At 54.5% G+C, this 19,847-nt stretch carries 21 protein-coding genes; all 21 read left to right on the top strand.

Annotation, left to right across the window (positions count from 1 at the left end):
• Window positions 1-12: 12 nt before the first annotated feature.
• The 21 genes from C4J94_RS04445 to C4J94_RS04340 all read left to right on the top strand — a co-directional run bounded on the left by C4J94_RS04445 (window position 13) and on the right by C4J94_RS04340 (window position 19,815).
• A complete protein-coding gene (locus tag C4J94_RS04445; protein ID WP_124369613.1) occupies window positions 13-873 on the top strand; it encodes a ParA family protein in 861 nt (286 codons plus the stop codon).
• A 1-nt stretch (window position 874) separates the two neighbouring features.
• Window positions 875-1,633, top strand: a complete 759-nt coding sequence (locus C4J94_RS04440; protein ID WP_124369612.1) for a hypothetical protein — start codon at window positions 875-877, stop codon at window positions 1,631-1,633.
• Entirely contained in the window at window positions 1,630-2,331 is a 702-nt protein-coding gene (locus C4J94_RS04435) for a DUF2786 domain-containing protein (RefSeq protein WP_124385086.1), read from the top strand. The genes C4J94_RS04440 and C4J94_RS04435 overlap by 4 nt, the downstream gene beginning before the upstream one ends.
• The gene (locus C4J94_RS04430) at window positions 2,328-3,047 is read left to right on the top strand and encodes an HNH endonuclease signature motif containing protein (RefSeq protein WP_124369610.1); all 720 of its coding nucleotides are present in this window, start codon (window positions 2,328-2,330) and stop codon (window positions 3,045-3,047) included. The genes C4J94_RS04435 and C4J94_RS04430 overlap by 4 nt, the downstream gene beginning before the upstream one ends.
• On the top strand, window positions 3,031-3,249 hold the full coding sequence (locus C4J94_RS04425; protein WP_124369609.1) for a hypothetical protein: 219 nt from the start codon (window positions 3,031-3,033) through the stop codon (window positions 3,247-3,249). The genes C4J94_RS04430 and C4J94_RS04425 overlap by 17 nt, the downstream gene beginning before the upstream one ends.
• Window positions 3,246-4,595: a replicative DNA helicase gene (gene dnaB, locus C4J94_RS04420; RefSeq protein ID WP_124369608.1), complete on the top strand. Its 1,350-nt coding sequence runs from the start codon at window positions 3,246-3,248 to the stop codon at window positions 4,593-4,595. Before C4J94_RS04425 ends, dnaB begins: the two co-directional genes overlap by 4 nt.
• Window positions 4,596-4,775: 180 nt before the next feature.
• Window positions 4,776-5,297, top strand: a complete 522-nt coding sequence (locus tag C4J94_RS04410; RefSeq protein ID WP_124369606.1) for a hypothetical protein — start codon at window positions 4,776-4,778, stop codon at window positions 5,295-5,297.
• Window positions 5,294-5,533 (top strand): type II toxin-antitoxin system HicA family toxin, encoded by a 240-nt coding sequence (locus C4J94_RS27765; protein ID WP_083216575.1) that lies wholly within the window; start codon window positions 5,294-5,296, stop codon window positions 5,531-5,533. The genes C4J94_RS04410 and C4J94_RS27765 overlap by 4 nt, the downstream gene beginning before the upstream one ends.
• The gene (yejK, locus tag C4J94_RS04400) at window positions 5,533-6,534 is read left to right on the top strand and encodes a nucleoid-associated protein YejK (RefSeq protein WP_060763811.1); all 1,002 of its coding nucleotides are present in this window, start codon (window positions 5,533-5,535) and stop codon (window positions 6,532-6,534) included. The genes C4J94_RS27765 and yejK overlap by 1 nt, the downstream gene beginning before the upstream one ends.
• 33 nt (window positions 6,535-6,567) lie before the next feature.
• Window positions 6,568-6,804, top strand: a complete 237-nt coding sequence (locus C4J94_RS27985; protein WP_032877856.1) for an Arc family DNA-binding protein — start codon at window positions 6,568-6,570, stop codon at window positions 6,802-6,804.
• Window positions 6,801-8,567, top strand: a complete 1,767-nt coding sequence (locus C4J94_RS04390; RefSeq protein ID WP_124369605.1) for a ParB family protein — start codon at window positions 6,801-6,803, stop codon at window positions 8,565-8,567. The genes C4J94_RS27985 and C4J94_RS04390 overlap by 4 nt, the downstream gene beginning before the upstream one ends.
• A gap of 27 nt (window positions 8,568-8,594) precedes the next feature.
• Window positions 8,595-9,290: a DUF2857 domain-containing protein gene (locus C4J94_RS04385; protein WP_124369604.1), complete on the top strand. Its 696-nt coding sequence runs from the start codon at window positions 8,595-8,597 to the stop codon at window positions 9,288-9,290.
• Complete coding sequence (locus tag C4J94_RS04380) at window positions 9,287-10,588, top strand: STY4528 family pathogenicity island replication protein (RefSeq protein WP_124369603.1); 1,302 nt, start codon at window positions 9,287-9,289, stop codon at window positions 10,586-10,588. Before C4J94_RS04385 ends, C4J94_RS04380 begins: the two co-directional genes overlap by 4 nt.
• Before the next feature lie 618 nt (window positions 10,589-11,206).
• Complete coding sequence (locus tag C4J94_RS04375) at window positions 11,207-11,932, top strand: PFL_4669 family integrating conjugative element protein (protein WP_060765247.1); 726 nt, start codon at window positions 11,207-11,209, stop codon at window positions 11,930-11,932.
• A 5-nt stretch (window positions 11,933-11,937) separates the two neighbouring features.
• A complete protein-coding gene (locus C4J94_RS04370; protein ID WP_124369602.1) occupies window positions 11,938-12,477 on the top strand; it encodes a DUF3158 family protein in 540 nt (179 codons plus the stop codon).
• A 15-nt stretch (window positions 12,478-12,492) separates the two neighbouring features.
• On the top strand, window positions 12,493-12,957 hold the full coding sequence (locus C4J94_RS04365; protein WP_008437336.1) for a single-stranded DNA-binding protein: 465 nt from the start codon (window positions 12,493-12,495) through the stop codon (window positions 12,955-12,957).
• A gap of 109 nt (window positions 12,958-13,066) precedes the next feature.
• The gene (locus C4J94_RS04360; RefSeq protein ID WP_124369601.1) at window positions 13,067-13,492 is read left to right on the top strand and encodes a hypothetical protein; all 426 of its coding nucleotides are present in this window, start codon (window positions 13,067-13,069) and stop codon (window positions 13,490-13,492) included.
• Between the two features lie 178 nt (window positions 13,493-13,670).
• Complete coding sequence (locus C4J94_RS04355; protein ID WP_124369600.1) at window positions 13,671-13,868, top strand: CrpP family ICE-associated protein; 198 nt, start codon at window positions 13,671-13,673, stop codon at window positions 13,866-13,868.
• A 99-nt stretch (window positions 13,869-13,967) separates the two neighbouring features.
• Complete coding sequence (gene topA / locus C4J94_RS04350; protein ID WP_124369599.1) at window positions 13,968-15,872, top strand: type I DNA topoisomerase; 1,905 nt, start codon at window positions 13,968-13,970, stop codon at window positions 15,870-15,872.
• Window positions 15,873-15,982: 110 nt separating this feature from the next.
• Window positions 15,983-17,863 carry a hypothetical protein gene (locus tag C4J94_RS04345; protein WP_124385085.1) on the top strand — a complete coding sequence of 627 codons (1,881 nt, stop codon included), beginning with the start codon at window positions 15,983-15,985 and terminating at the stop codon, window positions 17,861-17,863.
• Complete coding sequence (locus C4J94_RS04340; protein WP_164485606.1) at window positions 17,860-19,815, top strand: DEAD/DEAH box helicase; 1,956 nt, start codon at window positions 17,860-17,862, stop codon at window positions 19,813-19,815. Before C4J94_RS04345 ends, C4J94_RS04340 begins: the two co-directional genes overlap by 4 nt.
• Window positions 19,816-19,847 lie beyond the last annotated feature (32 nt).

The following is a 19,847-nucleotide window of genomic DNA, read 5'->3' as shown; positions in this document are numbered from 1 at the left end:
AGGCTCCAAACCATGAAAATCTCTGCGGTCGTTTCGACCAAAGGCGGCGTAGGCAAAACCACCATTGAGGCCAACCTGGGCGCTTTTTGTGCGGATGCAGGTCTGCGCGTGCTCCTCATCGACCTAGATCCTGCACAGCCCTCACTCTCCTCGTATTACCAATTGGTCGATGAAGCTCAGGGCGGCATCTACGATCTGCTGGCATTCAATATCACCGAATCAGCCAAGATCATATCCAGCACCGCGATACCAAACCTGTCGCTTGTCATTTCCAACGACATCAACAACCAACTGAACAGCCTGCTCCTGCAAGCACCTGATGGACGGTTGCGACTCGCCAACCTGATGCCGGCGTTCAAAGATCATTTCGACCTGGTACTGATTGACACCCAAGGCGCCAGATCGGCCATGCTCGAAATGGTGGTCCTAGCCTCTGATTTGGTCATATCCCCACTTCCGCCCAATATGCTCGCTGCACGGGAGTTCAGCCGGGGAACCATGCAGATGTTGGACGGCCTGCGCGCCTATGGGCGCCTGGGCATGAAAATCCCTCCCGTGCGGATCGTCGTCAACAATCTCGACCAGACCACCGACGCGCAGATGATCGAGCAGTCGGTACGGGAAATTTTCCAGGACAATGACGAAATCAACGTTCTGGATAGCGTAGTCCCCAGCGCAGTGGTGTTTCGTAGCGGTTCTTCCCTGGGCGTCCCAGTACACCGCCTGGAATACCGACAGCCTTCCAACCGCATATCCCCGGCAGCCCTAGTCGTCATCCGCCGTTTGGCCATTGAGCTTTTTCCAGAATGGCGTGACCTCTTCGAGGCCATGACCGAGGAAAAGGTAGCCAACTTGGTGCGGGAGGGTCGTTGAAATGGCGAAGCCCTCCATTACCGACGCCCGCAGTATTACTGCAGATGTCATTCTAGAGGTTGGCAAGTACTACAGCGCTCAGCAATTGCGCAGCTTGCAAGCCAAGCTAAGTGGAACCGCACGAGAAATCCAAGCCCTGACAAGCGGTTGCCATCTACCCGGTCGGATTGGCGCTCAGTTGAGCGTTGAACAGCGTCAGCTTTTGCAGGACGCCGCGAAGCTTATCGAGTCAGTGAACTCGAACATAAAGCACGCAAAGGAAAAGCGCGGCCGCGACGAAAGCCTAGCCAAACGCCGTCAGCAAGCTCGATATGCCGAAGCCAAACGCCTGGTAGCTGAAACATATCTAGAACCTTTTGTTCCTGAGTCAACGGCTTTGGACCCCCTCCTAGATATTCTTAAAACAGCGCTGACGCTCAATCGCGCAGACGTTTTCAGGAATGGTTATTCCCCTAGGGAGTTCAATCTCAGGCTCCGTGATTACCTGTCGCCTGCCAGAACTCGAAAGCTTATTGGCTGGACCAGCCCAAGTGCTTCCTGGATAAGCACGGTTCTCTCTCTGCGTAATGACGTTGTGCAAACTGTTGAGCAAGAGATTGCTTACGACGATGGCTCAAGTGTTCAAGACCGCCTTGAGGCCTTGAAACAGAAGGTTGCGGACTGTCTTGCCCGGACTCACGTCTCATCTGATGAGGAAGAAACACTTCGCCTGTGGTCAGACGCGCTCTCCCCGCGACTCCAACAGGAAGGGGGTGAATGATGGACAAGCAAAAAGTCCTCAACAAGGTCGCTAAACTTACGGCGCTTGCCAAGTCACAAGGCGCTGCCCCCAACGAAGTGGAAACTGCACTTCGTCAAGCTCGCCACTTGATGAAGCAGTACAACTTGGAACACACCGAAGTTGCTGCCCATACAATCGAAGAAGCCATAGTGGGTATCAAAACCCGTCGGGCGCCGCAGGATTGGCTGCACAGCCTTGCCTCAATCTGCTCCCAAGCCTTCGATTGCAGCCACTTGGCCTACTTCAATCCGCTACTCGGCTGGTCCTTCAAGTTCTTGGGGAAAGGTATTTCACCCGAGCTGGCCGCTCACACCTATTCAACGCTGCATCACCAGCTTGTCGCAGCCCGACGAGCTCATGTTGCCCAGCAGAAGCGCTGCCAACTAAAAACCAAACGTCACCGCGGCCAACTGTTTGCCGAGGGCTGGCTAAATGCCGTCGCCTCTAAGGTGAACCAGTTTGCAGGCGGGATAGACGACAACACAGCGCTGGAGATCCAAGCCTACCTAGAATGGCATCACCCAAAACTAACCCTGGCCATTATCAAGCCCATCGAAGCCAAAGGTCATGACACCCGCTCTTTGCAAGCGGGATGGGACCAGGGCAAGCATGCCAGGCTGCATCGTGGTGTTGGACAGCAGTCACAAGGAGCCCTTGGGCATGGGGGGAGCCAATGAGAACTCATTCGCTTTCACCTTTGGCCATGGCGGCGCTGGAACAAGCCAGATCCCAACTTGGGCTTGCCCCGATTCACAAACACCATGTTTGGAGTGAGGAAGAAGAGCGCACGCTCATTGCCCGCTATTCCGATGAATCGACTCAGGTCCTAGCCGGTGAACTGGGGCTCAGCGTCTATCAGGTCTATGCCAAAGCCAAACGGCTGGGTTTGAGCAAAAGCGCCGAGTTTCTTCGCAGTAGTCTCTGTGGCCGGCTTGACGGCAAGTTGGGCGCTGAATTCCGCTTTCCCAAGGGTTTCGTCCCATGGAATAAGGGCCTTAAGGGGCTCCCCTCCTCTGGCCGCATGACTCAGACGCAGTTTAAGGCGGGCAATAAGCCGGAGAACTGGCTCCCTATTGGCAGCCTGCGCACGACTCCTGACGGCTATCTGCAGAAGAAAATCACCGATACCGGTTACCCACCCGTCGACTGGAAAGCCGTGCATGTACTGCTTTGGGAGGAGCATCACGGGCCGGTCCCTATAAACCAGTGCGTGTGCTTCAAGGACGGTAACAAAGCCCATATAGCCCTCAATAACCTGGAGTTGCTGACGAGAGCAGAACGCATGCGGCGGAACACCATTCATCGGTATCCGGAAGAGCTGAAATCTACCATCCGTGCCGTCAGCAAGCTTAAACGCGCCATACGGGAGGCCGAACATGAAAAACAAGATTGAAGATCTACGTAATCATCTGTTCGTCGCGATTGAGGGCCTCCTGGATCCAGACAGACCTATGGAAATCGAGCGGGCCAAAGCCGTTGCCGAGGTTGCTCAGGTCATGATCAATTCAGCGAAGGTTGAAGTCGACATGGTCAAAGCTCTGGACGCAATCAACGGCACTGGTTTTATCCAGATCGGCGAGGAGTCCGGGAAATGAATCATCTTGACCTCTCACCGCCCTACTCCGTAGAGGCTGAACAAGGTGTGTTAGGTGGGCTACTGCTCGACAACAACACCTGGGATCTCGTCGCGGACAAACTGGATGCCTCTGATTTTTTCCGACACGACCATCGGTTGCTATTCCGGACAATGGCGAGCCTTGCTGACAAGTCCATTCCGTTCGACATCGTCACCGTCCACAACGCCTTGGAGGAGCCAGACGAAGCCGGAGGGCTGAGCTATCTGGGCGAGCTGGCCAAAAACACGCCGTCTGTAGCCAACATAGAGCATTACGCATCTATCGTGCGTAATCGCTCACGGCTCAGACAGCTCATGTCCCTTGGATACCAATGCTCTCGCGAGGCGACAGACCCGCTGGCAAGTGCGGAGGATGTTCAAGAATCAATTGAACAGCAGCTGTTCGCTCTGGGTGAAGGCAAGAGCGCAACGGAATTCGTCAACATCAACCAATGCCTGACGAACGTCGTCGAACAAATAGACGAGCATTTCAACGGCAATGTCACCGTGACCGGCTTGCCTTCAGGCCTGGAGGACCTGGACGAGCTGACGTCGGGTTTTCAAGAAGCCGACCTGATTATCCTCGGCGCGCGCCCGTCTATGGGGAAGACCTCTCTGGCCTTGAACTTCATAGATACGGCTCTGCAGGCAAAGCTTGATCGTACAGTTCAGGTTTTCAGCATGGAAATGCCGGCCAAAGCACTGATGTATCGATTGATGGGCATCCTAGGCCATATTGATCTGGGCAGGCTATTGAAGGGCAAGCTCGATGATGATGATTGGCCGAAGCTGACTGCAGCGGTTTCTCGTATTAATGGATATGGAGAGCGGCTGGTCATCGACGACTCATCAGCGCTCACGCCTGCAGTAATCAGAGCTAAATCTCGTCGAGCAGCTCGTCGCTTCGGACACCCGAGCTTGATCCTGATCGATTACCTGCAGCTCATGCGCTGCCCAGGTCAGGAAAACAGGGCCAACGAGATCAGCGCTATATCCCAGTCCCTCAAGGCCCTAGCGAAAGAGATGAATTGCCCGGTGGTTGCGCTTTCCCAGCTCAACCGAGAACTGGAGCGACGGCCAAATAAGCGTCCGATCAACGCAGACCTCCGTGATAGCGGTGCGATTGAACAGGACGCTGACCTGATTATGTTCGTCTACCGGGACGAGGTGTACCACCCTCAGAGCGAACACAAAGGCATTGCAGAAATCATTCTCGGCAAGGCGCGTAACGGTCCAACTGGGACCGTACGAACAGCCTTCATCGCCAATCAGACCCGGTTTGCCAACCTCAGTCCCAACGCCGGCTGGCAAGGGGCTCAACTATGAATAAGCACTCCTCAGCGATGAATACTCTCGTCCGCATCACTCACTGGTGCCTTCAATGCGATAGCCATCACCCGAAACATCAAGTGAGTGGCGCTCCAGCCTTACCCGGCGGTGAAGTGGACGAGCTTATTTGCCCTACTTGCAATAGCTATGACATCGAGGAGCTTCAGGAGGTGTCGGATGCACAGTAGCGCCGAGCTATTTCCTAGTATCCATGCCGGTGCCGTGTTCGAAGCCTCTGCCGTGGCTCATGCCCATAAATCTGGGATCAACCCAGTGGAGCTCGATGCATTAGCTCAAGCGATCGGCCGTCTTGCTCGTGACCACAGCACCGTGGTCCCCATGAGCATGCGAGAGGATCTGTTGGAGTTTGAGAGGCTCGGCTACGTCGAGCTGATCAACACGCCCAGCGCAGCAATTACCGTTGAACTGGTCTGCGCGGGCGCCTTGCTATCCAGCTACTTCTGGTCGGTTTGGGTGCCCCGCTACCTCCAGTGCTGCTCGCTGAAAGTGGCCGTCATGTCTCACTTGCAACACCCCGCGGAAGTTCAGCACTGCAGCGTGGTGTTCCGCGTGCCTGGAGCACGTGAGGCTACGCGTCACTTTTTGCATGAGCTCGGTACCAAGTTTCCTGGCGACCAGGCTGAAATCATCGCGATCCAGGCCGGTAACGTTCTGGCAGACAGGGATGCAGAGCTATGACCACTAATCTCCTACGCGGAAAAAGCGAGAGCCTTCGTGTACTCGTGAAGTTTGCTGAAGCGAATGGCTGGACGGTGTCTCGCACTCAAGGTGGCCACATCAAGTTCACGAAATCTGGCCTTGGATCGATTTACACCTCATCAACCGCAAGCGATTACCGCTCAGGCCTCAATGCCAAAGCCCGTATTCGTCGTGCTGATCGAGCTCAAACCATACACTCGCAGGAGGCAATCTAATGCCTATCCGTCATTGCATCGTCCACCTGATCGACAAAAAACCCGATGGCACACCAGCTGTTCTCCAGGCACGCGATTCGGAGCTATCCGAATCGGTCGCCATCGAGAACATGCTTGCCGACCTCAACGAGAGCTATAACGCCAAACAAGGCAAGGCCTGGGGTTTCTTCCATGCCGAGTCCGGCGCGCACCCGTTTAGCGGCTGGTTAAAGCAGTACTTTGAAGGTGGCCAGGACTTCACCGCCTTCAGCCACACGGCGGTCGAGCATCTGCAAAAGCTGATGGAAGAATCCAACCTCTCCACCGGTGGCCACGTACTGTTTGCCCATTACCAGCAAGGCATGACCGACTACCTAACTGTCGCCCTGCTCCATCACAGTGAAGGCGTGGTGGTTACTGACGATCTGGACGTCACTCCTTCACGCCACCTGGACGTTGGCCAGTTGCACCTGGCGGCGCGTATCAACTTGTCCGAGTGGCAGAACAACAAGCAGTCCAAGCAGTACATCTCGTACATCAAAGGCAAGAACGGTAAGAAGATCTCGGGGTATTTCAGCGACTTCATTGGCTGCATGGAAGGCGTCGACGGCCCGGGCGAAACCCGCACCCTCCTCAAGGCGTTCAGCGACTTCGTTGAAAACGAAGACCTGCCAGACGAATCGGCTCGCGAGAAAACCAAAGCCCTTGTGGACTACGCCACCAGCCAGGCCAAGCTCGGTGAACCCATGGGCCTGGAGGAACTGTCGGGCTTGATCGATGAAGATCGCCCCAAGGCGTTCTACGACCATATCCGCAATAAGGACTACGGCCTGTCGCCGGAAATCCCCCTGGATAAACGCACTCTCAACCAATTCCGTCGGTTCACCGGCCGTGCCGAAGGCTTGTCCATCAGTTTTGAAGCGCATCTGCTAGGGGACAAGATCGAGTACGACGAGGCGTCCAATTCATTAGTCATCAAGGGGTTACCTACCCAACTCACTGATCAGTTGAAACGTCGCTGAACACACTTTCTACCCTAGGCATCGGAGCCCACCATGAGTAACAAACCAAAGCGTCTGCATGAAGAAAAATTCGTTATTCGCCTTCCCGACGGGATGCGCGAACGCATCGCGTTGGAAGCACGTGACAACGCCAGGTCGATGAATTCAGAAATTGTTTATCGGCTGGAAACAACTGCCGAACTTGAAGCCGCTCTTGATCGTGCTTTAAAAATCATTGACCAGCTTTTGGCGGCAAGCCCGGCTTACGAGCAGCCAGGAGCCAGAGTATGAAACCGTCTTTGGCCCAAACCATGAAAGATAAGCTGTTGCTGCCGGCGTTTGAATCGAAGTCGCCGGTGGCAGCGCGAATGAGCGACCCCATCGTCGATACCCCCATGCTGTTGACCCTCGACGAAACGCTGCCGTATGACGAAAACCCAAGGACGACTCGTAACCCGAAGTACGATGAAATTAAAGAGTCGATACGAAATCGGGGACTTGATACCCCACCTCCCGTCACCCGTAAACCTGGGGAAGATAAGTACCGAATCCGCAACGGCGGCAACACTCGCCTGGCGATTTTAAACGAGTTGTATCGTGAGACCGGCGACGAGAAATTCTTCAAGTTCCACTGCCTATTCCGCCCCTGGGACGCCGTTCGGGGCGAAATCATCTCTCTCACCGGCCACTTGGCTGAAAACGACCTGCAAGGCCAGCTCCTGTTCATTGAGCGGGCTATTGGTGTCGATAAAGCAAAAGTGTTGTATGAGGCTGAAGCTGGAGAATCGATCTCTCAACGTGAACTTGCTAGGCGGCTGGCTGCTGACGGATATCCAGTTTCACAATCACACATCAGTCGCATGCAGGACACCATTCGGTACTTACTACCAGCAATTCCTACAGTACTTTACTCCGGACTAGGCGTAGACCGGATCTCGAAACTGCTTGCGCTACGCAAAACAGCTCTTCAGTGCTGGGATCGAAATTATCAAGATCAGGAGCAGAACCTCGATTTCGAAACGATCTTCCATGATGTACTGGCCCAGTTTGAGGGAGACGCCGAAGAGTTTCTGTTCCAGCGATTTCAGGACGAACTGATTGATCAGCTCAAAAAGCCCCTGAACCTCGGCTACGAGAAAATATTGCTGGAAATTACCCAGAATCAGGACCAACTGCGTCGTTCAACGCCGGTACTTGAGCTGCCTCAGTACCCTGCATCGCAGTTTGAGGGGGCCACTCAACTTAACGCTTCAAACAATGGCACTGAGACTAATCAGAACCCTCTACAACTACCCCCTACTCCTTCGGGAGGCAGCACACATAAGACTACGTCCTCCATAGAAAGTCCTCCACCTCAAGGGGTGCAACAGCAACTGGCCCCTACTCCGCAGGATCAAATGAGCCCGCAAGAGCGCCAAGCACGTATCGATGGGCACGTTGCGAGTCCTGTGAAGACTTCTCCCAGAGTCGACAAGATGAAACGGGAGCTCGCTGCGCTTGACGGTGAGGTCTTGCCCGACTTCGCTTCCAATGCCTTGGTGGCCATCCCTGTTCAAGCTGGCGGACTCAATCCCATTTCTGACCTTTGGTACATCGAACGCGAAATTGACAATACCGCGACCCTGCGTCAGCACATTGCTCAATTGGCTCGCGAAATAGCCAGCTCGGTCAAAGCCCCAGGTCAATTTATCGATATTGATGGTGGAGTCGGGTTCAGCTACCGACACCCCGAAGCGGAAGTCGAAATTACTGCGACAGCTCAGCATACCTTGACGCTGCTCCAGTCCTTGAGCGGCTCGATGGCCATCGTACTGAAAATGATTCAGCAGCAACCCGAGCTTCAAATCGACGCGTTAGCCGACTTCGAATTCGCATCCGGGCTGGGCCAGATCTTGCTTGGACAGCCTCAAACAAAAGATCAGTCCCCAGAAAGTGAATGCCGTCTCAGCGACGGCGCTCTAGTGAAGCTGTTCCGCATCATTCGTCTCGCGAGACGTTTGATTGACCTGGAAATCCAGTCAGTCGCCAACAACGGTCCGAATTCAGCCAGTTAACACACGGACTCTAAAGGGGGAGTCGTCATGTCCAAGACACCGATAAATGAAGCAATCCTGTCACAGGTGCTTCATCACATGCGTAATGGCCAACTTCGGCGCTGCATCGAGATGGGTCTTGAGCCAGAGATACTGGCTCAGCTCCAACAACCTTCAGTACTGAGTTTGTTGCTCAATACTCCCGTGTCCTGGTGCAGCGTCACCATTGATGGGGACATGGTAAAAAAACTTTTGTCAGGCGCGCAGCGTTCTGATGAAGAAGTGCGCATGATCGAACGTGCGCTGCGACTTGGCGCGACAACTCAGATGTTGCAACAGTTCTTTGGGCTGTCTCCGCAGGATGTAGCCCTTCAACGCCTCATGATCGGCGTGACGGCACGCCGTGGCCGGTGGCGAGAATTCAGTGAGGAGATGGACGCTCAGCTTTGGTACCGGTGGACGCACCTTATGCAAGAGCATCAGGTTGAGCTTGGGGACAGTCTCGCTTTGCTGGATATCGCCATGCTGGTCGCCGAGGAACTCAACGCTCCACAGGATACCAGCGCAGATGAACCCCAAGAAAACCTCAGCTTGGCAATCATCTGGCATCGCATTCAGTCTTGGATAAAAGAAGGGCTTTATCCTCCCTCAAACTCTGGCCTCCCGAGGAGGCTACAGCTTGTGTCCTCTCAACGACTTGCACAGCCTGCAGCGACATCGGTGGAAGGTGACTCTGTACTATGAGGTTGTCTCGGCTGCCCTTGTCGACGCTTTTAGACTCGGCCTCGGGCCATCTTGAAGCTCACTTGCTTCAGAAAAAAGTGTCAGCGCCACCGGGGATTGAAGGGTCTGCACCCTACTCCGGAATTATATTCAGCGGGAACCCACACGAGACGGTACCTCGCCGACTGCTTCTGGATGATCGCTTAACCCCGCTTGAAAGAAATACCTGGCAGGTATTCCGCCTACTGATCAATGACGACGGCCTTACGGCGTTCCCTACCTATGACCAACTGAGGCCATATTTGGGTATGCAACCCGGCAGGCCGGCTTCGCGTGAAACTGTATCCAAAGCACTAGTGACCCTTCGGCTTACCCGTTGGCTAAGTCTGGGACGCCGGGTGCGCAATGATCTGAGTGGACAAGTACAAGGCAACGTCTACTTGCTTCATGACGAACCGGTAACACCCTCCGAAGCTCTAGAGTTCGACAAGGACTACTTACAGCTACTCACGCAGTCCATGCAACACCAGACCAAGGTGATCCGCGAAGTGGCGGAAATTGCCTGGAAAGAGTTTGCCGCTGATTCAGATGTTGGCCAGCGTTTACCCAGCCGGTTGGACATCATCGAATCCCGCATGAACAGCCAAGCCTGGACAAAAGCGCAAGCTCCAATCGCCCTAAAAGCGCCTGAGTTCGGAATCCGAACTCAGCAAAATATTGCTCTATCTCAACTGAGTTCGGATGCCGAACTCAGTAAAAACGACGAAGAGCGATTCGCTTTTGAGCCGAGTTCGGATGCCGAACTCAGCCGTAAATCACAGAGTTCGGACTTAGTTCGGCATCCGAACTCATATAGTACGTATACAGATACACACAAAGATGTTTGTAAAAGCTCTGTACATGTACCGCCCGCACCAAACGACATCGCTGCCGATTTGCTCGATGCACTGCATCGACTACCGGTCGAGCAAAAACAGAACGCGGTCCTGGCACTGCAAAAGGTTCCAGCAGAGTTGAAAACGGCGCTCATCAAACAATGGGTCCACCGATGTGACTCGGGAGGGGTCCGAAACCCGCTGGGATACTTAATGACGCTCGTCGGCATGGCCGTTCGCGGCGATTTCAACAGCCAATGGAGCCCTGACGACAAGGTAAAAGCGGGCCCCGAGCGTCAAGACGCTTCAGCCCCGCCAGAGGGCGCAGAGCAACCAACAAAGACGGTAGCTCAGCCGCGTAGCCCTGAGTCGATACAAACGGCAAAACACACACTCAGCGGAATGCTGCATCTGCTGAAGCCTAATCGGGGTACGCATCCATGATGTTAGGCGGACAACCAGAATATCGTGGTAATGCGGCCCACAGCGAAGCAGTCGTGACCGGAATATATACCGGCGACACGGCAAGTGTTGTGGCCCACAACACCTTGTCAGAATCCGGCACCGGTGGCGGAAGTCTTGGAAGTGATGCGGCCCGCATCACCCCGGCAGGATCCGATATCGGCGCCGGCAGCACTACAAGTGATGCGGCCCGCATCACCCCGGCAGGATCCGATATCGGCGCCGGCAGCACTACAAGTGATGCGGCCCGCATCACCCCGGCAGGATTCGGCATCCGTGCCGGGGACACAGCATGTGTTGTGACCCACAACACCCTGACAGGATCAGGCACCGGAGGTGGTAGCCGAATAAGTGTTGCGGCCCGCAACACCTTGGCAGGATTCAGCACCGGTTGGGCAGCCCTGCAAGTGATTCTGCCCGCACCTCCATGAAGGAGTCCGAAATCGGTAGTGGCTATCAGCTCACTGGCGAATTACAGCTCTTCCTATATAGAAGCCCCAACAAATCCCCTTCCATCGGGCTACGTATTTAATGCTGCGTCTCCTATAGCCAAATTGCAGCATGGGTACGTCAATCCTCTTCCCAAGGAAACACTGCACCATGGCTGATAACTTCCGGCTCAACATCGGTTCACTGCGCAGCGATGTGAAGCTCACCCTTCACACTCATCATGCCGCACGTATATGGATGGGGCGCCCTAAAAATGACCTCAAAGCCGGCATCATCGGTCTGTCAGGGTTCTGCACTGTCGTCAATCGAATGTCTCGTGGCGCCCAACAGGACGACCCCTACTCTGATTGGTGGATGATCCTCCTCGAAGAAAAGATCAACGATTCCAAGGAAGCGCTAAAGACTATCGAAGATCGCTTGGACACAGCCATGGCCTCCCTTCCTCCGGCCATCAGCATTAGCGAAAACCTGTCGATCCAACCTGTCAGCCTCCCGCTGTACATCTCCAATCCCCTCGGATTTCAGGCTGTGTACCTGCTGACGAACTACGACGAAATAGTCAGACGCATTCTGCTGGCCCAGCACGTTGGTCTTGTCGGGCGGCACGATATGGAAACCTGGATCGATGAGGGCGCAGCGGTACTGCGGAGACTGTTTGGTCTGGCCCAGATCTATAAGTACTCAGGCGCTGCCCGCGACGACTTCGCTGCAAACAATGCCAAGGCTGAAGCAGCCCGCAAAATGTACGAGCGCTACGGTGAGCTACCACAGGACATCCTGGAAGGCACCCGCCGTTCGAATTTCGCGCCACCGATCATCCGCGGTCAGCAGCAAACCGAGACGGATGATCATCTCGATGACTCCGTTGAGGGTTAAAGAGTATGGGCCAGATTCCCTCCAATGATGGGGCGCTGCAACAGACCGCCTTCCGGCCACTGCAACAGGAAGCCTTTCAGCGGCTGCAACAGGCTGCCTCACTAAAGGGCCTTTTAAAGCCTTTTAAAGGTAAGGGGGAGCTGACCCAATTTGCCGATCTTTGCCGGGCTCAAGAATCGGACTTAAAAGCTCTTGCCCAGGAAGTGCTGAGCCAGGCCCGTCGATATCCATTCACCCTTGTTCCAGTGCGGTTGACTGAGCAGAACACCCAAGCCGGTACCCAGTTTTTGAGATGGCAGCAGGTGACAGATCGGAGGATGGGCGTCGGGGTTTGGGCAGAAATGATGGGCTCACCCAGAACACCGGAATCCATGCTGCAGGATCTTTACGTGATGGAGCTGCAGCGCATCACCTTGAACATGCAAATGAGTTTGTTGCACTCGATTACCAAACAGGCCGCCGAGTGCGCGGAAAAAATGGGCCAGGCAGAGGCCGTGTATACCGCTCGGCTGCAGCAGCTCAACAACCCAACGCAATACCAATAACCTCGGAGAATACCCATGGGCACGCCCGTACAAGGCTGGGAAGGCAATATCGGTTCTGCACCGGAATTCAAAGAATTCCCTAACGGCAATAAAGACCCACGTCGACTCATGCGAGCCAACGTTTACTTCGACAATTCGATTCCGGATGGCAAAGGCGGCTACGAAGATCGTGGCGGTTTTTGGGCGAATGTGGAGTGGTGGCACAAGGACGCCGAGCATTATTCGCAACTGTTCCAGAAAGGTATGCGAGTGCTGGTTTCCGGTCGCGCAGTTATGGACCGTTGGAAGAACGACGATGGCGAATTCGAAGCTTTGAAAATTCAGGCCAGCCGGGTCGGCATGCTGCCGCACCGCGTGACCATGGTGAACCTGGCGCCTTCGCAAAACCAGAATTCGCAACAGTCCAACAGACCCGAATCGCGGCCGCAGCCAGCTCCAGGCCCGGATGAATATCCAGATACCGATCCGCCGCAATTCTGAAAACAGGGGCTTAATTTTTCGGCCCATTCGTGTAGCTGTCGGTGTTGGGGGAACAGCTCATCGTTTCCCCCAACCTGATCAGGAAACCACTATAAAGTAGGACGTGCCGATGGATGATGTTTTGAGGGACCCAACTGGGTACGTTGTCATTGGCGCAGAGCACCCAGCTTTAGGCCGTGTGTACTGGGCATACTTCGATGAGAGCGAAGTGAATGCTCCGGACTACTACGGACTCACCCTGGATCTAGACCGAGCATCATGGGCTCCAGTTGGGTGGCGAACGGGGGAACATCTTATGGGAGGCCGTGGAGAAACCGACCTTGATACCTGGCGAGCCCGCCGATTTCTCAACACCTTGCTCGATGAATTCCGCTTAGATACTGAATACCGCGTCGACTTTGACGACGACGACGAAATGACTGAACACTTATACGGTAAGCTGGAACAATTACGTGTTCAAAGCGGACAATCAACTCAGGACTTCATCGCGTGGATCAGAACTGCGAACTGGACGGACGAGCCAGCTACGAATTGATATAAAGCGCGCCAATTGGTTGGCAAAAAATCGCGCCATTCGTTAACTTTCAGGTTGGGTCATACTTCCATTCGGCTATCTCAGGCACAGAAGTTTAAAACTTCCGTTTTTGAGGCCAAAAATGCCCTATCCGTGATGTTACTGTCTGATAGATCTGTTCTTCGGGGACCGATAGCCAATGGCGCAATCTCGAACTTCTTTGAAACCAGCAGATAGGCGGCAATTCAATAACCCTCATACTGCCGTTCATACAGCCGGTGCTGACGCCGCCCGAAAAGGGCTACGGGTGTATGACTGCCCTTACCACCATCCTGCGATGCGCGCGTCGTGGCTAAAGGGCTTTGCCCAGGAACAGCAGCTGACGCTGAACCTCTAGCCGCTAAAAGCCCCCCGTTGTGCATTGACCATTTCCCATTGAAGCCCTACCTGCCATGACGTGACAGTCCCTCTTTGCATAATTGAGAAGGGGCACACCGTGAAGCTATTGATCATCGAGGCACCTGGGAAGCTGAAAAAGCTTCAGCCAATGATAAAGAAGCTGCGCCCAGGCGAAGACTGGTTGGTTGTCGCCAGTGGTGGGCACATACGTGACTTGCCGGCCAGAGGGCAGGACGACAGCATGATCACCACAGGCGTCCGCAAAAATTACACACCGGTGTACGAGATCCTGGATAAGAGCGCCAAGGCCGTGCGGACCATCAAGGCCGCAGCTAAACAGGCCGATGAAATCTACCTCGCAACCGACCCGGATCGCGAAGGTGAAAGCATCAGCTGGCACATCCAGCAGGTACTGGCGGTCAAATCCTACAAACGCATCACCTTCAATGAAATCACCCTGAAGCGTGTCGCAGAGGCTCTAGCCAATCCTCGCCAAATCGATTTGAACAGAGTCGCGTCACAAGAATGCCGGCGTGTACTTGATCGCTTGGTGGGTTATCTGGTGACTCAGGAGCTACGCCGACTGATGGGCAAGCCCACCTCTGCAGGCCGCGTGCAATCGCCTGCCGTATACCTGGTAGTTTTGCGCGAGCGCGAGATCCGTAACTTTCAGGTAGTCAACCACTTCGGTGTGCGTCTGAACTTTGTGAATATGAATCAGGGCACCACCTGGTATGCAGATTGGCAACCGGTACCGGATTTCGCGAGCAAAGACTTTCCTTACGTTCAAGATGCCAACTTGGCCCAACTCGTCGCCGGCACACGTAATGTCGTCGTCGAGTCCTGTGAAGACCGCAAGGCCGAGCGCCACCCACCCGCGCCCTTCATCTCTTCCACACTTCAACAAGCAGCCAGCAACGCCTTGAAATGGGACCCGGACAAGACCATGCAAGTCGCCCAGCGATTGTATGAACAAGGCGTCATTACCTACCACAGGACGGATAATCCCAACGTACCAGACGAGGCCATGGAGGATATTAGAACCGTAGCTAGATCTATCGGGTTGAAGACCGTCGACGTGCGACGTACATTCAAAGCCGCCGAAGGCGCGCAGGAAGGCCACCCCGCTATTACCCCGACGCATTGGGCTGATGCAAAAGCCGGTGAGAACGACGAGGAGCTCGCCCTGTACAAGTTGATTTGGGTCCGGGCGCTTGCCAGCCAGATCGAAGCGGCGGTATTCGACGTGCGTGCTGTAAAACTGCTCGCGGTTGGCCCAAATGGTAAGGCACTGCGATTCAGTGCAACTGGTGAAACCCTTTTTCATCCTGGGTGGCGGAAGCTGCTCAAGGGTGATGACACGGACGATGAGGAAGATGCGGCAGCGAGCAACCCAGTTCCTGCACTCTGCCCAAAACAGATCCTCTCTGTGCACAACGGAGAACTGCTGAAGAAGAAAACCCAGCCGCCATCCCGCTACACCAAGGCCAGTCTAATCAAGGAAATGGAGCGCCGCGGTATTGGCCGTCCCAGTACGTTCGCCTCGATCTTGAAGAACATCACCAGCAAAGGAATGATCGAGGAAAAAAGCCGCAAGCTGGTACCGGCGCCGCTGGGGGAGGAAACAATCGCGAAGCTGGAAGGGTTCTTCAGTTTCGTGGAGCTCGATTTTACAAGGGAGCTGGAGCGCGATTTGGACAAAATCGCCCAGGGCCAAGACACATATGGAGCTGTCGTTGCACGTCTGCATAGGCGCTTGGAAGAGGAGCTGTCTCAGCAACGTGGAATGCCGAGTGTGCCGATGGCGTCCGCTCCACGCCCAGCCACAGAAGGTGGCGCTTTCAACTGTCCCAAGTGCAATCAGCCCCTCGCAAGGCGACAGAAAAAAGGAGACGGTGGCTATGACTTTTGGGGTTGTACAGGCTTTAAATCGAATGGATGCAAGGTGAGTTTTCCAAACTTGAATGGCAAACCCGATCTCAGTAAACCCAGAGGGCTGTGACTTCTGCCATTGCCGATATAAATCACCGACAACGCCGTTACTCATTAACCCTGGAAGCCCACCATTCCTATACCTGACAGTCCTCTGCGAAATTGCAGAGGAGGTCATTGGTGAGCGTACAGAAGAGACAATCGGTGGTGGGGCTGCGCATCTTAGCGCCGAAGCTGGAGAAGTTCTCAGACCGGCAAATTGAAGTCGCCCAGACCTGGGCTTTACAATTTAACGTACCGCCCTCCCAGCTGACCTCCTTCATCGAGACCTATCTGAGTTCTACTGTCCATACTCGTTGCTGGTGCGTAGCCCTGCCCTCTACAGATGATCAAACACGGCCGGTCCTGGCCAGAATCGGCGATCACCTGCAGTACTTCGATGGTCATCAGGCTAAGGCCTGCAAAATTTTCAGCAAGGACCGCGTGCATAAGAGAAAACCCACCGCAATGGTGGCCCAGCAGCTACTGCTCAGGTTTGAAAAACGCTGGTATGCAGACGTCCTACTGACCTCCTTCTGCAAGTCGGCTGGAGAGAGGGCGAAAGCCCTATCGATTGAAGATCTCGGAAGCTTTAATCGCCGCGGTTTCGATTGGAAGGCGAGCAACAATCGGTACTTCAATCCCCGCACCCGATTTTACCTAAAGCAGATTGGCAGCACGCTGAAGCGGTTTTGCCATTGTCTGGACCAAGAGCTTTTATTCGCCATTCGTTCAGCGCAATGTCCCTCACCCAAGCTCTATAACTGGCTGGCTCAAGGTGACCGAAAACGCCGCCTCCAGGCCCTAAAAGCCCAGCCAGTACTGATTCCACTTCTGGTACTAGTAGATCAATGGCCGTGGCCGTGGGATGGGCAGCAGCAGGTATACATGAACTGCCCATGGGATGAACTTCAGGCGTGTCGCCCATACTGGTGTGAGGACCGTTATTTGATTTCCTCTGAAGTGTGCCTGATAGGTCGCATAGCCGACGCGGGCCTCCCCCTTTCCGACACACTGGCTTGGCTGCTACAAGCGCCGCGCACCGCAGTGCGCTACCTGGGTCAACAGCGGGTATTCGATACCGGCAGTGCATTGACCCGTATCAGCCGTGAGGGGCCACAAGGACCCTGGCATCGACTGCTGCTGGGAGCCTCACTGGGCAATCGCCGTCCTCTTAAAAAAGCGCACTGGATCGCTCTCTTCGCCCTGCTGGATAAAATTCCGTATCAACTGCTGGATCAAACACAGGACTGGAACAGGCTGCTTTCAGGGTGTCCAACTGATTGGTCGGACGACAATTGGTCCAAAATCGCCGACGACTTTCGAGACCTGAACGAGCTCTTTAACAACGTTGATGAGAGCGACGGACCAACTGCTGGTGAAGCACTGCAAAAACTCCAAAGCTTCATTGCTACTGCTTCATATCACCAGATCGCCAGCTTGGTGAATGGCTTTCACCTCGCGTTGATAGACATACGTGAGGCTTTAGATGCAGTAGATCCACAAACAAAAACAGACTCTTTAACGCCCTGGAAGCCGCTGCTTTATTCAACCGGCATAACCATCGTAAGTCCGAATGGACTGCAAATTATCGAGCTGAAGTGCCCCGCCGATCTTGATGCAGAACATCGAGCGCTGGCCCACTGCATTAATGGTTACGACTACAGTGCTTATCGGGGTATCTGCCGTCTTATTTCGGTTCGCGAAAACGGGAAATCGTTGGCCTCTGCAGAGATCCAAATGGATGAAAATGCCTGGGGCGAAACGTTAGCAAAATTGACTCCCAAACATCTGGTGACGATTCAACTGAGAGGGCTCCGCAATCGCACACCTAAGTCGGGCTCCAGGGTTGACCGGGCCTATCAATGGTTTTGGGCAAAGATCAAATCGAGTGAACTCGCCATTAACCTGGAATGGCCCGACCAAACACTATCCATGTCGCGCTATACAAATCGAAACCGGAAAAAACTGCATGCCCAGGCCTGTGCGGAATGGATCAACCAACGCTTGAGCAGGACATGAGTCGTCCACGTCTGATGAACCGCCGGCAGGACCTGGTCGAAAAAGTCATTTTTGACGGCTATGACTTCGGGGTCTTAATGCAATACGTCGAGGGTGCGAACCGGCTGTTTCTCGAACGTAATGGTTTCTATATTCGGCGTGCCGAGCATCCTCAACATCGCTATTGGCGATTACCAAAAGGCAAGTTGCTGGATGACCTGGATGTGCTCTTCCACCGTTTGATGGAGTTGTCCGAGGACCGTTTCAATGAAAGTTGGGAGACGTTTTCACATAAAATCACAGCCGCACAAAACGACCCAGATCGGCAGGCATTCACGTGGGGGCTGACCTTTCGGATAGCTCCACTCGTTCAGGGCGGGATCCTGCTGTCAGGTGACTACCATCCTGGCGCGGTCGCCGTTTCAAGGCGCATGCACGGCGTGTTTCTCGGGCATTCCAAGTCCTGGCGCATCGACGCTGGTGCGGAAGTGGTGCGAAGCAACTTGATCCTGGAGCTTGGGTTGTCGGAGGATCAGTTCGAAATCCTCGACACCGTACAAGAGCTACTGACCGACGGATCCGTTGTTCCCGCTGATGAAATCACCCGCATCAGTCTTGGTGGACCTCCACAAGAGCGCGCTGCAAAAGCGGCTGATGACAGCACCTCAACCGATGTGTATCTAGCCGCGGTGCCCTCAATCGAGCGCACCGGGTTCACCACCGAACAGATTAACCAGGCATTGGCTGGTTATTCTTTACTGGACCATCAACCGGCAGGCATCCGGCACTTGCTACAGCGCACAAGCGCCTTGCTTGCGGATGACATGGGGCTTGGCAAAACTCGCCAGGCAATCATTGCCGCTGCAATCCGAGCAGCTGATAGACCCATCTTGGTAATCACGCTGTCGACGTTGATCATCAACTGGCAACGCGAAATCCAGATGGTGTATCCCGAGGCCGCAATCGGCCAACAGGTCTTTGATCCCTCTTCGCAATGGATTATCACCAACTACGAACGCCTGGGCGATTTTGTTCTGCATGCAGGACACTTTGACGTGATGATCATCGACGAGGCGCACCGCCTGAAAGAGCCGACCGCCGCGTGGACACGTCACGGCTTCGACATTGCCGCCAAGATACCCAACCGCTACCTGCTGACGGGTACGCCAGTCCTCAACCGAGAATCTGAGCTGCACACGCTGCTACGGCTATCCGGCCACCCCGTAGGGAAACTGCCCTTGAAAGAATTCTGCGAACAGTTCGCCGGCAGTCAGGATTTCCGCATGAATCTGCGGGACGCAATCGGCGATTGGATGCTTCGTCGACGCAAGGATGTCCTGCCCGGTCTCAAAGGCAAACAGCGCCAAACGTTACCCATCGAGCTCACTGCTGCAGAGCGCAAGCAATACGATCAGATTCGGCTTGAAGACAGGCCTAGCCTCGCCAGGTTGGGATCACTGCGTCAGTTGCTTGAGCAGGTGAAGATTCGCGTCGTAATGGATCTGCTGTGTGAACTGGACGCCGAGGACAAAGTTATCTTGTTCTGTGAGTTCAAGGATACGGTAGGAACACTTCGCACTCGGTGCAAGCAAGCTGGGTACGGGTGCGTCACGGTTGTCGGCAGTGACTCTGTAGGCAAACGGCAGAAAGCGATCGATCAATTCCAAAGTGATCCAGAAACGCGCATCTTTGCCGCCACTACCTCCGCAGCCGGCACCGGCAACAATCTCACTGCGGCCAACTATGTCATGTTCCTGGGCTTGCCCTGGACGCCTGGGCTGCAGGACCAGGCAGAGGACAGGGCCTATAGGAATGGGCAATTGCGCATGGTCGTAGTGAAGATCCCGCTTGTGGAAAACTCCATCGACCAGATGCTCTGGCAAATGCTGCTGGATAAACGCCAGTTGGCAAGCGACCTTATTGAGCCTGATGCTGTCGCCAACGCCAGATCTGAATTACTGAACTACGTGTAACTTTACACTCTTGCTCCTGCACGATGCGGAAA

Source organism: Pseudomonas sp. R5-89-07 (genome assembly GCF_003851685.1).
GTDB lineage: Bacteria > Pseudomonadota > Gammaproteobacteria > Pseudomonadales > Pseudomonadaceae > Aquipseudomonas.
This window is presented reverse-complemented; position numbering and strand designations above follow the sequence as displayed.

Bases quoted from the DNA above. Each gene is read 5' to 3' on its own strand.
- yejK (WP_060763811.1), top strand. From the start codon at position 5,533: ATGCCTATCCGTCATTGCATCGTCCACCTGATCGACAAAAAACCCGAT.
- C4J94_RS04385 (WP_124369604.1), top strand. From the start codon at position 8,595: ATGTCCAAGACACCGATAAATGAAGCAATCCTGTCACAGGTGCTTCAT.
- C4J94_RS04410 (WP_124369606.1), top strand. From the start codon at position 4,776: ATGCACAGTAGCGCCGAGCTATTTCCTAGTATCCATGCCGGTGCCGTG.
- dnaB (WP_124369608.1), top strand. From the start codon at position 3,246: ATGAATCATCTTGACCTCTCACCGCCCTACTCCGTAGAGGCTGAACAA.
- C4J94_RS04425 (WP_124369609.1), top strand. From the start codon at position 3,031: ATGAAAAACAAGATTGAAGATCTACGTAATCATCTGTTCGTCGCGATT.
- C4J94_RS04365 (WP_008437336.1), top strand. From the start codon at position 12,493: ATGGGCACGCCCGTACAAGGCTGGGAAGGCAATATCGGTTCTGCACCG.
- C4J94_RS04380 (WP_124369603.1), top strand. From the start codon at position 9,287: ATGAGGTTGTCTCGGCTGCCCTTGTCGACGCTTTTAGACTCGGCCTCG.
- C4J94_RS04355 (WP_124369600.1), top strand. From the start codon at position 13,671: ATGGCGCAATCTCGAACTTCTTTGAAACCAGCAGATAGGCGGCAATTC.
- C4J94_RS04430 (WP_124369610.1), top strand. From the start codon at position 2,328: ATGAGAACTCATTCGCTTTCACCTTTGGCCATGGCGGCGCTGGAACAA.
- C4J94_RS04390 (WP_124369605.1), top strand. From the start codon at position 6,801: ATGAAACCGTCTTTGGCCCAAACCATGAAAGATAAGCTGTTGCTGCCG.
- C4J94_RS04340 (WP_164485606.1), top strand. From the start codon at position 17,860: ATGAGTCGTCCACGTCTGATGAACCGCCGGCAGGACCTGGTCGAAAAA.
- C4J94_RS04440 (WP_124369612.1), top strand. From the start codon at position 875: ATGGCGAAGCCCTCCATTACCGACGCCCGCAGTATTACTGCAGATGTC.
- C4J94_RS04445 (WP_124369613.1), top strand. From the start codon at position 13: ATGAAAATCTCTGCGGTCGTTTCGACCAAAGGCGGCGTAGGCAAAACC.
- C4J94_RS04375 (WP_060765247.1), top strand. From the start codon at position 11,207: ATGGCTGATAACTTCCGGCTCAACATCGGTTCACTGCGCAGCGATGTG.
- C4J94_RS27985 (WP_032877856.1), top strand. From the start codon at position 6,568: ATGAGTAACAAACCAAAGCGTCTGCATGAAGAAAAATTCGTTATTCGC.
- C4J94_RS04370 (WP_124369602.1), top strand. From the start codon at position 11,938: ATGGGCCAGATTCCCTCCAATGATGGGGCGCTGCAACAGACCGCCTTC.
- C4J94_RS04360 (WP_124369601.1), top strand. From the start codon at position 13,067: ATGGATGATGTTTTGAGGGACCCAACTGGGTACGTTGTCATTGGCGCA.
- C4J94_RS04435 (WP_124385086.1), top strand. From the start codon at position 1,630: ATGATGGACAAGCAAAAAGTCCTCAACAAGGTCGCTAAACTTACGGCG.
- C4J94_RS27765 (WP_083216575.1), top strand. From the start codon at position 5,294: ATGACCACTAATCTCCTACGCGGAAAAAGCGAGAGCCTTCGTGTACTC.